General features: G+C 55.4%; 8 protein-coding genes, 1 tRNA gene and 1 pseudogene. 6 read left to right on the top strand and 4 right to left on the bottom strand.

Annotation, left to right across the window (positions count from 1 at the left end):
- From Q0239_RS09175 to Q0239_RS09150, 6 genes are all read left to right on the top strand, one after another.
- On the top strand, positions 1 to 1,164 hold a 1,164-nt coding region (locus Q0239_RS09175), incomplete at its 5' end, for a CpaF family protein (RefSeq protein WP_298601571.1).
- Positions 1,165 to 1,295: 131 nt separating this feature from the next.
- Entirely contained in the window at positions 1,296 to 2,165 is an 870-nt protein-coding gene (locus Q0239_RS09170) for a type II secretion system F family protein (protein WP_298601566.1), read from the top strand.
- A gap of 31 nt (positions 2,166 to 2,196) precedes the next feature.
- Positions 2,197 to 3,141 carry a type II secretion system F family protein gene (locus Q0239_RS09165; protein ID WP_298601563.1) on the top strand — a complete coding sequence of 315 codons (945 nt, stop codon included), beginning with the start codon at positions 2,197 to 2,199 and terminating at the stop codon, positions 3,139 to 3,141.
- A gap of 2 nt (positions 3,142 to 3,143) precedes the next feature.
- A complete protein-coding gene (locus Q0239_RS09160) occupies positions 3,144 to 4,295 on the top strand; it encodes a tetratricopeptide repeat protein (RefSeq protein ID WP_298601560.1) in 1,152 nt (383 codons plus the stop codon).
- An 89-nt stretch (positions 4,296 to 4,384) separates the two neighbouring features.
- The gene (locus Q0239_RS09155; RefSeq protein WP_298601557.1) at positions 4,385 to 5,176 is read left to right on the top strand and encodes a tetratricopeptide repeat protein; all 792 of its coding nucleotides are present in this window, start codon (positions 4,385 to 4,387) and stop codon (positions 5,174 to 5,176) included.
- The gene (locus Q0239_RS09150) at positions 5,173 to 5,688 is read left to right on the top strand and encodes a prepilin peptidase (protein ID WP_298601554.1); all 516 of its coding nucleotides are present in this window, start codon (positions 5,173 to 5,175) and stop codon (positions 5,686 to 5,688) included. Before Q0239_RS09155 ends, Q0239_RS09150 begins: the two co-directional genes overlap by 4 nt.
- Before the next feature lie 10 nt (positions 5,689 to 5,698).
- On the opposite strand, the gene Q0239_RS09145 is transcribed toward Q0239_RS09150, so the two are convergent.
- From Q0239_RS09145 to Q0239_RS09130, 4 genes and pseudogenes are all read right to left on the bottom strand, one after another.
- Positions 5,699 to 7,744, bottom strand: coding sequence for an alpha-galactosidase (locus tag Q0239_RS09145; RefSeq protein ID WP_298601551.1), 2,046 nt, complete (start codon positions 7,742 to 7,744; stop codon positions 5,699 to 5,701).
- A 127-nt stretch (positions 7,745 to 7,871) separates the two neighbouring features.
- Positions 7,872 to 7,947, bottom strand: a tRNA-Phe gene (locus Q0239_RS09140).
- An 80-nt stretch (positions 7,948 to 8,027) separates the two neighbouring features.
- The gene (locus tag Q0239_RS09135; protein ID WP_298601548.1) at positions 8,028 to 8,207 is read right to left on the bottom strand and encodes a DNA gyrase inhibitor YacG; all 180 of its coding nucleotides are present in this window, start codon (positions 8,205 to 8,207) and stop codon (positions 8,028 to 8,030) included.
- Positions 8,185 to 8,613, bottom strand: a pseudogene (locus tag Q0239_RS09130) (ribonuclease); the annotation flags it as partial. The pseudogene Q0239_RS09130 and the gene Q0239_RS09135, both read right to left, overlap by 23 nt.

The following is an 8,613-nucleotide window of genomic DNA, read 5'->3' as shown; positions in this document are numbered from 1 at the left end:
GAACTGGTGCACGAACAGCTTGCCCAGCAAAAACATGCGCTCAACCACGACGAACGCAAACAGCTTGTCGCGGACATTCTTGACGAGCTTCTCGGCCTGGGCCCCCTAGAGCCCCTTTTGCAAGACAACAGCATAACCGACATATTGGTGAACGGCCCCGAGGTCGTGTTCGTTGAACGCAAGGGGGTGCTTGAACGTGTCGAGACGCGCTTCAAGGATGACAAGCATCTGCTGCGCATTATCCAGAAAATCGTCAGTGCTGTTGGCCGCCGCGTTGATGAGTCGTCACCCTTTGTCGACGCCCGCTTGCCCGATGGCTCGCGCGTCAATGCGATCGTCCCCCCGCTGGCGGTCGATGGCTCACTGCTGTCGATTCGTAAGTTTGCCAAAATCCCGATCAACATGGAAAAGCTCAGCGAGTTGGGCAGTGTTCCGACGCCCATCGCCGAAGTGCTAAAAGGTGTGGTCCGCGCGCGGCGCAATGTGCTGATTTCGGGCGGTACCGGTTCGGGTAAAACCACGTTGCTCAACGCGATGTCAGCTTTCATCGACGAACGCGAACGCATTGTTACCATTGAAGATTCTGCGGAACTTCAACTGCAGCAAAGCCATGTTGCGCGCCTCGAAACCCGCCCGCCGAATATCGAAGGCAAAGGCGAAGTCACGCAACGTGACCTTGTCAAGAACGCCCTGCGTATGCGCCCCGATCGTATCATCGTCGGCGAAGTCCGCGCCGGGGAGGCGTTCGACATGTTGCAGGCAATGAATACCGGCCACGATGGATCAATGACCACCGTTCACGCCAACACGCCGCGTGACGCGCTTTCGCGCATCGAGCAGATGATCGGGATGAGCGGTATCGACATTTCGCCTCGTTCAGCACGTGCACAGATCGCTTCGGCGCTCAATGTCGTAGTCCAGATTGGGCGTTTGTCGGACGGTCGTCGCCGCCTTTTGAGCCTGTCCGAAATTGTCGGTATGGAAGGTGAAACCATTACCATGCAGGAAATCTTCCGTTTCCGCATGCAAGGTCGGGACGAAAACAATATGGTCATCGGCCACTTCGAAGCAACGGGTATTCGCCCGAAGCTGCTCGAAGATCTTGCCGCACATGGTGTCTCGCTCAACTCGGATCTGTTCCGGCCAGATAAGAGGATCGAATAATGGATCCTGTCGTCCTTCGGGTATTGGCGCTGGTCGTCATTTTTGCATCGGTGTTCCTTGTTTCGGAGCGTGTAATTGCGACCCTCCGGCAGCGGCAAAAGGGCTCGCGCGCGATTAACAAACGCCTGAAAATGATCGAAGGCGGGCTGGATCGCGAAATCGTCACATCACGCCTTAGAAAGTCTGCGCCGGGCAGCTTTAGCGATATGTCCGGCATGATCGGCAAAATTGGTCGCTCAATCGAACGCGCTGTTGTCGCATCAGGCGTGCCTTTTCCACCGCACCAGATCATGCTGGGCATGGCAATCGCATCAACGGCGGTGGCTGGGCTGATACTTCTGAGTGCTGGCATCGCAGGCTTTGCCATCGGACTCGGCGTTATCCAGCTTTCCATCGCATTGGGACTCTGTTTTGGTGGCGCCATTCCGATGATGATTCTTTCGCATCTGGCTTCGAAACGGCGCAAAAGGATGCAAGAACAGTTTCCCGTAGCCCTTGATATTTTTGTGCGTGGCCTGCGATCCGGGCACCCGATCGCATCGGCGCTGGACTTGCTTACAAAGGAAATGGAAGACCCGCTGGGAACTGAATTCGGCCTTGTGGTCGATGAGGTCTCTTATGGCGCCGACATGCGCGATGCCTTGCAGAATATGGCTGACCGCTGGGGAATAGACAATATCCAGGTTTTCGGGGTTCGCCTGCCCGTGCAGAAAGAACGGGTTGGTATTTTGCCAAAAATCCTCCCAATTGTTTCTGCCGTTATCCGCGACCGCCACACCATGTATATGAAGGTTCGCGCGCTGAGTTCGGAAGGGCGCATGACGGCGCTGATTCTCACGGCCCTGCCCATTATGACGTTTAGCGGACTGTTTCTGATAAACCCGTCCTTCTACATCGACGTGGCACAGGATCCGATTTTCCCGATTGGCTTCATCGGGCTCATCATTCTCTACATCATCGGCTTCATATCCATACGCCGACTGATTGATCTTAAGGTTTGAAATGCTAGCCAACCTTGCTCTTTCGACGACTATGCGGATCGCCCTATTGGTGCTGGTCTTCCTTTTCGTGGTTGTCCTTGTCATGCTTGCTTCGAACTATCTCCTCAACCGCTCGGCGGTGCGTGGAAGGCTTGAAGAGCTTGGTTCCGGAAATCGCGGCACAACCCAAGGCGCCAGTCTGCGGCGCGACCGGATCGCAGTTGGCTGGGCAAAATTGACAGACCGTATTGAAAAAGCGGGTATTTCCCTGGTTGACTCCCAAGGAGACAAGTTACGGGCACAACTATTGGCGGCAGGATATACCTCGCCGACCGCGCCGAAGCTTTTCACCCTTATCAGAATGATCACGCTTTTCCTGCTGCCGGGTTTGCTACTGCTCTATATTTTCGTGAGCGGAATCGAAGTCTCAGCATTGAAGCTTTATATCTTCGGCGTCCTGTTGGCCGTGTTTGGCCTGTACGTTCCCAATCTTTTTATCTCGGCGAAAGCCGATCGCCGTCGCGAAGCTATGGTCAATGGCTTTCCGGACTGCCTCGACCTTACACTGGTTTGCGTCGAAGCTGGTCTCGGAATGGAATCAGCATTTGATCGCGTGGGCAGGGAAATGGTTCACTCGCATCCTTTGATCGCCGAACTACTGTCCATGGTTACGCTGGAGCTTCGCGCCGGCGCCTCTCGAGAGCAGGCATTGCGGAAAATGGCCGACCGCTCGCAAGTCGACGAGATCAAATCTTTTGCGACGTTGTTGATTCAATCCGACAAACTCGGATCGAGCATCGGGGAAACACTCAGGGTTTATGCCAATGAAATGCGTGAAAAGCGGCGGTTAAGGGCGGAAGAAAAAGCACATCGATTGCCTGTTCTGCTTTCAGTCCCATTGGTTGCCTGCATGCTGCCAGTCATGATCGGCGTGCTGATGCTTCCGGCATTTATCAGGGTTATCCGACAAGTTGCGCCAGCTTTGGCGGGAGGATGAAGATGAAACGTCACCAGTTCGAAATCACAGGCTCTGCCGCAGCGATCATATTGCTTGGAGGTTGCTCCGCTTTCCAGCCACAGGCAAAGCTCGAGATACGGAGCGTTGAAACTGCTCGACAGGCTTCGGATACATCCGATCCTCTGGCCGAAGGTCGCGGGTTGTTGGCGCTTGGACAGAATGCAAATGCCATTTCCGCATTCCGGAATGCATTACGCGAAAATCCGAATAGCGGCGATGCCTATAACGGCCTTGCTATTGCTTATGACCGGATTGGCAGACAGGATCTTGCCCAACGCTATTTTGAACTTGCGGTGTCGGCTGACCCAGAGAACATGCGCTATCGCGGTAATCTTGCCCGCTTGTTCGAGCGTAACGGTCAGCCAAAATTGGCACTCGGTTTGGTTACCCCACCTGCACAGACGACCGAAACATCCACCAATCCCGCTGTCCCAATTCCTACTTCGATCGTGCCGGCCTCCACTCCGCCATTTATAGCAGCACAGGCGACGTTTGAAACAGTGGAAGCTGCGATTGCAGATACGGTCACATTACCTACGCTTGCCGATTTGAACAATTCTGGTCCGATTGCCGAATTGTCGGAAGTGGTACCGACTCCTTCCCCAGTTTCGCCTTCGGTTTCTCAGGTAAGAGCGGAAACCATCCCGGCAGTCTACCGCCCGACAGCAGCGATGACGATCCGCCCTGCCGCAATTGAAATAGGCAGTCTGCCAAAACCAGCCCCGCAACGCGCGCCGATTTCTCCTTCGGAACGACAACCTTTCGACATGCCACGCCAGGCAGTCATGCCAACCCAGCGTGAAGGCATTCGCCTTGAACGGGTCTCCCTTGGAGAGGTACGGCTGGTTACCCGTCCTTCGACGCCCAAACTCGAAAGCAAGACCGATGAATTTGCAAGTTTCGGTGTACGACTGGCCACATGGCTTCCGGGTGCGATTGCAGTTGAGCGACTGGGCCAAGAAGTTCGGATAGCCGAGAGCCCAAAACTGAAAGATGCGATAGCACGCGCCCAAATTGAAAAGGCTATTCAGGAGGTTTCCCAGGATTCTGAGGAAATTGCCGAGTTGCAGACATTCACATATGCGTTCTTCCACAATGAAGGAGTGGAAGAGGTGACACTGGCGGCATTGTGAATTTTGCGATGCATCGCTGCATTCGCTATTTCGCTGCGCTGCTGCTGCTTTTTGCGGTCCCCGTTGCCGCCGAAAATTCTCGTTTCCATGTGCCGGATGCAGAAAGTCATTTCGTCCAGATCGAACTGGCAATTGCTGCCGGACGTTTAACTCAAGCCGAAGCGATGCTGCAATCGCTTGAACAGCAACTGCCCGATGAATCACGGGGTCGACACATGCTGTTATTTGCCGAGCTCAATATGGCAAAAGGCGATTGGGACGCAACTGCACGAGCGCTGACCAAAGTCCCTGCAGATATCGCCGACCAATGCAGATATGGAGCGATCGCTGGTTGGTTGGCGTATCAGGAACACCAATGGAACCAGACAATCACGATGCTGGCAAAATCCTTGGAAATATGTCCAGCTGATCCGGGACGCTGGAATCTACTGGGGCTTGCTCTTGTTCAAAAAAACGAAATGGCTGCCGCTCTGGAAGCATATGACCAGGCCCTTACCGTTGCGCCTAATAATCCATCACTGTTGAACAATCGGGCGCTGGCTTATGCCTATTCTGGAAATACTGCGGCTGCTTTGACCGATCTGGAGAAGGCTGCATCTTTCAGCAACGAAACCGCGATCGTGGCAAATTTGTCCACCCTGCGTGCCAATGCGGGCCTGGATATGCCGTTCGAACCATCGCAGGATTCGCAAACCCGATCGATCATTTTAGCCAGCGCAGGCGAAGGTGCCGACGCAGCCGAACGGCATGAGGCAGCACGCTCCTATTTTGCGCAAGCCATATTGCAGAGCGAACGGTTTGATAATGACCTTTGGATTAAGGCAAATTCGACTATTGTACGATCTATAACGAAATCTGAAGATAGGACTGCAAATCCATGATTGAATATGGAATTCTGGCTGCCGCCGCTTTCGTGCTTCTTGGTGCTGCCTATTCGGATCTGAAACAGTTCAAAATCCCAAATCTCATGCCGGTACTTCTTCTGGCACTCTACGCCTGCTATGTTGCCATTGTCGGCCTTTCGGCATTCAACTGGTGGCACGTCGCACATTTTGCCATTGCCCTGACTGTGGGGATGGCATTGTTTGCGATGAAATGGTTTGGCGGAGGGGATGCAAAACTTTATGCCGCTGTTGCCTTGTGGTTCCCGCTGCAAATGGGGCATTTGCTGCTGTTTTACGTTGGGACGGCCGGCTTGGTATTGGCCATCCTTTTCATTCTGACACGGAAATTCACCAAAGGCCCGGACGGAAAAAAACGGACCGACCGGCGCATTCCTTACGGTGTTGCAATAGCTGTTGGAGCTATCGCTTGCTGGCTGCTTCAGCCCCCTACCCAACCGACAAAGATGAATGTGGAAGATATGGACCATCGCGGCCTGCCAACGCTTTAAAAGCCCTGTTTCAGGCTAGGCGGAGGCGTACCCATAATATGTCCTCGCCTTTCATCGGGGGCAGCGAAATTCCAGACTTAGCCAGCCAGTCGCCATATTGTGAAAACGCCGGATGCCCTTCTGGCTCAATGCTATAAAGTTGATCAGCCATCAGCATCGGAAGTCGCAACTGCGGCGCAAATCGGAAAGTCTGCGGCGACGTACGGATGACCTGAACCATCAAGTCCGTAGGGTCTCCAAAGGCCAGCCAGCTAATGCCATCGGCCGCCTCACCGCGCCAGCACCGGCCATTGTGAACCAAGTCGCGACTGTCTTTATAAGCGGTAATACCCGCCGATAGCCGGGCCAAATCTTTCTTGCCCAACTTTCTCAGATCAAGTTCGATACCATAATGCCCTGCCCGCGCCACACCAGACCGGAAGCGCATCGATTGGCTGCGCCCCGTGCTATGCGCCGGTGACGCGCCAACATGCGCGCCCATCAATTCGGGCGGCATGAATTGTAGATAACCGCGTTGAATAGACACACGCGACACCGCATCGATATTGTCGCTGGTCCAGAAGCGATGCGTATGTGCAGCAATCCCTGCATCGATACGGCCTCCACCACCTGCGCAGGCCTCAATCTCTACATCTGGAAATGCTGCACGAAAACGACGGAACAGAGCATAGGCTCCCAACACCTGTGCGCGATAGCGTGGAGCGTCGCCAGCATGCGCCAGATCGCGGTTGTGATCCCACTTCAGATAGGAAATTGGCAATGTGCGTATCAGAGCCGATATCTGGTCAAACAGATAATCACGGACGTCAGATCTACCCATATCGAGTACAAGCTGGTTTCGCGCAGCCAGCAAAGGTCGTCCTGCAATCTGCAGTGCCCAGTCCGGATGGACGCGGAACAGTTCACTGTCCGGGTTAACCATTTCGGGTTCAATCCAAAGCCCGAACTCCATACCCAATCCGACCACATGCGACGCGAGCGGTTCCAGTCCATCCGGATACTTATCGGCATCAGGCCACCAGTCACCCAGCGAGCTGGTGTCATCGTTCCGCCCGTGGAACCAGCCATCGTCCAGCACAAAGCGTTCAACTCCTATGGCGGCAGCCGCATCTGCAAGCTCCTTCAACGCGCCCAGGTCGTGGTCGAAGTAAAAGCCTTCCCAAGTGTTGAGATGGACGGGACGCGGCTTCATTCGCCCTTCAGGCCAATCGATGCGTTTGCGGATTGCGCGGTGGAAGGCCCATGCGACGCCGTTGACCCCTTCCCCGCTGCAGGTCGCAAGCAGTTCTGGAGTCGAGATGGTCTCGCCGCTGTCCAGACGGACCTCACCCGGGGCCAGCCATTCGCCCATCTGCCAATGCCAGCGCCCGTCAGCGAGCCATTCAATCTGCTGAATATGATTGCCCGACCAGGCAAGCTGCGCACCATAGCCCACACCGCCTGCGCATTCGACGACGGCGCCCGGGAAACAATCATGCGAGGTCAGGCCACGACGATTTTCACGCCGCCATACGGATCGCGACAACCGATCCTCGATCGGCACAAACTCTCCATTATGCCGCCCGCCAAAGGACCGCACGATTTCTGCATTATCTGGCAAAGGTACATTGCCAGCCGCCAGCCACTGGACATCGAGTGGGAAATCCCCATCGTTTCGAAGCGCAGTCGAAAGCGCTAGCACATCGGTTTCGGGGTCCAGAACCGCTGTGATGGAAACCGCTATCTTCGCCACCTCGTCTGAAAGATGAAAGACAACGCCATTGTCGATAGGCTCAACCTCGCAGCCTGTGATGGCTTGCGCCCAATCAGCGCCATTTCGATGCGCAAGCAGCGCGGTTTGGCCGAACCAACCCAAGCCGGTGCCAGGGAAAATCGACAAGGGCTGATCAAAATGCAGCGAAAAACTGGGCTCCGGTCGTGTGCCGCGCAACGACCCGACAGGCATTGCCGCATCCGCCAGACGCGTCCCCCAATAACGCCACAGCGGGGCTTCGTCTGGATTGATTTCCCAAATTGCGGTGCAACCCGCGCTGTCGAGCCTGATGAAGTCGGTCATGGCAAGCAGTCATGCGCTCCAAACCGCAAATCTGCAAGGTCAACAACAATCGATTGCATGACCGCCGGGTGTTTAATCGTATGCAGTTGATGGCACGTGGAAATGCTGCGCATTCTGTGTAGAAAAGTGGTGCCTCGGGGCGGATTCGAACCACCGACACGCGGATTTTCAATCCGCTGCTCTACCAACTGAGCTACCGAGGCATCTGGCGGGGCATACATCTGCACCGCGTTTTGGAGCGCCGCCTATAGGCAGGGCAATGGGCGCTTGTCCAGCCCCAAAATCAAACCTCTTCGGGGAAATCAGGGTCGGCAGGCGGCCCTTTCATGCGATAGCCCTCGCCCAGCCATTGCAGCAGGTCACGATCCTTGCACCCCTTGCTGCAAAAGGGCTTATGTTCGGCGACTTCGGGCTTGCCACAGAGCGGGCATTTGGCGGTTTTAACTTTGGCTGACATGCACATGCCCATAACCGCCCACCGACGAGTCGGAAACCAGTTCGATGACCACCCCGAGCAGTTTTTGCAGCGTTTCGAGCTCGTCGGTCCATCCACGCAGCATGTCTATGACTGCAGGCGGCGCGACCAGTTGCCGCTTGCCAAAGCCAGTCGAGCGCGCGGCTTCACGCAGCAGCGCGACGGCACGGCTTTCGGTCGAGAAACGCCCCGGCGTAGTGCCGCACAGGATTTCCGGAATGGAGGGGCGCGGGCGCGATCGAACAATTTGCGCGAAACCAAAGCCGTTTATCGCGGTGCGTTCGTGAGGCCCCAGCACCGCACATGCTTGCGCAAGCGCGGCATCGACCGAAAGCCTGGCATTTCGATCAGGCATGGCGAGAAAATCGATGCCCACCTGCCCGCCTATATCGAG

It is taken from the genome of uncultured Sphingorhabdus sp. (assembly GCF_937872355.1).
In the GTDB taxonomy this organism is placed as follows: Bacteria; Pseudomonadota; Alphaproteobacteria; order Sphingomonadales; family Sphingomonadaceae; genus Sphingorhabdus_B.
This window is presented reverse-complemented; position numbering and strand designations above follow the sequence as displayed.